The organism is Agarivorans sp. (genome assembly GCF_050295395.1).
Taxonomy (GTDB): domain Bacteria; phylum Pseudomonadota; class Gammaproteobacteria; order Enterobacterales; family Celerinatantimonadaceae; genus Agarivorans.
Window position 1 is genome coordinate 1 of record NZ_JBNKPP010000117.1, and the last position, 1803, is coordinate 1803.

The 1803-nt window shown below is 43.7% G+C and carries 2 protein-coding genes; one reads left to right on the forward strand and one right to left on the reverse strand.

The features are described from left to right. A partial coding sequence (locus tag ACQY6Q_RS06950; RefSeq protein ID WP_427979495.1) for a signal recognition particle receptor subunit alpha occupies positions 1-671 on the reverse strand: 671 nt, incomplete at its 3' end. A gap of 67 nt (positions 672-738) precedes the next feature. On the opposite strand from ACQY6Q_RS06950, the gene ACQY6Q_RS06955 reads away from it, so the two are divergent. Continuing rightward, positions 739-1803: M16 family metallopeptidase (locus ACQY6Q_RS06955; protein WP_427979497.1), on the forward strand; the 1065-nt coding region annotated here is incomplete at its 3' end.

A 1803-nucleotide genomic window follows, 5' to 3' on the forward strand; every position in this document is an offset into this window, starting at 1 on the left:
AGTGCATCGAAGAGTACCGAGGCGCTATCGGCGCCGGTGTGCTGGGCTATCACCGGAATGTCATTGCGCTGACCCCAAACCTGTAGCTGCTCGACGGCCGCGGCGCGGAAGGTATCACCCGCTGCTAACATCACGGATTTGCCTTGGTTCTGAAATTGTTTGGCGAGTTTACCGATAGTAGTGGTTTTACCCACGCCATTAATGCCGACCATCAAGATAACGTAAGGGCCTTCTTTTTCTGGAATTACTAATGGCTGACTGCTTGGTTTTAAAATATCGACCATATCATCGCGAAGTGCTGAGAATAGAGCATTAGCATCACCTAATTGTTTTCTCGCAACGCGTTGAGTTAGATCACTGATGATAGCCTGTGTCGCATCTATCCCCAGATCTGAGGTTAACAATTGAGTTTCTAACTCTTCGAGTAAATCATCATCAATGACTTTTTTACCCAGTACCAGTGAAGCAAAACCGTCGGTAAGTTTTGAGCTAGTGCGATTAAGGCGTTGTTTTAAACGGCCAAATAATCCTGTTTTTTGTACTTCAGGTTCTGTTTGTGAAGATGGGGCTGTATCATCAACGCTTTGTTGCGGTGAATCTTGTTGTTGGACAAGCTCTTCAGATTCGACGTTTTCGGTAGCTTTGTTTTTCTTTCTTAGGAAACTAAACATAATTATTGCGAGTCGTTTATTTAAGTTCAACGTTAGATTTTATCATGTCATTGAAATAGAGAGACAAATGGTTTCGAAATTTAAAAAAATAATAGGCTTGGTGTTATTAATACCCAGCATTGCTATAGCGAATGTGAGCGAATTCCAATTAGATAACGGTTTAAAGTTAATCGTTAAGGAAGATCATCGAGCACCTGTGGTGGTATCACAGGTCTGGTACAAAGTTGGCTCAAGCTATGAGCACAATGGCCTTACCGGTATCTCGCATATGCTTGAACATATGATGTTTAAAGGAACGGAAAATCTCGGACCAAACGAATTTTCACAGATTATTGCTGCTAATGGCGGCAGTGAAAATGCGTTTACAGGCCGTGATTACACCGCTTATTTCCAAACACTAGAAAAAGATCGATTAAAAGTTAGTTTTCGCCTTGAGGCAGAGCGGATGCGCAAACTTGTTATCGATGATGCTGAATTAGTAAAAGAGCGTGAAGTGGTGGCTGAGGAACGTAGAATGAGAACAGAGGATGATCCTCATGCCTTAGTTCGCGAAGCCTTTAATGCCACCGCTTTTGTGAACAGCCCTTATCATCATCCTGTTATCGGTTGGATGAGTGATATAAATAATTACCAGGCTAACGATCTTCGTCAGTGGTATCAAAAGTGGTATGCGCCCAATAACGCGACGGTTGTCGTGGTTGGAGATGTTGAACCTGATGCGGTATATGCGCTGGCAAAGCAGTATTTTGGTCCACTGAAACCTGAAAAAACGGCATTATTAAAACCACAAGTTGAAGTAAAGCAACGTGGTAAACGTACCGTTAATGTTAACGCGCCTGCAGAGTTGCCTTATATGATGATGGGGTGGAAAGTCCCCGTGGTAAATACTGCTACAGAGCAACAAGCTTGGGAACCGTATGCATTAGAGGTGTTAGCAGGCATTTTAGATGGCGGTGATAGCGCTCGCTTTTCCCGCGATCTGGTCCGAGGTAGTCAAATCGCAGCCGGAGTCAGTGCCGGTTATGACTTATTTTCGCGTTTAGCTGATATGTTCTTGATTGCTGGTACGCCTGTAAAAGGGAAAACACTCGCTGAGCTACAGCAAGCGGTGCTCGATCAAATTACACAATTA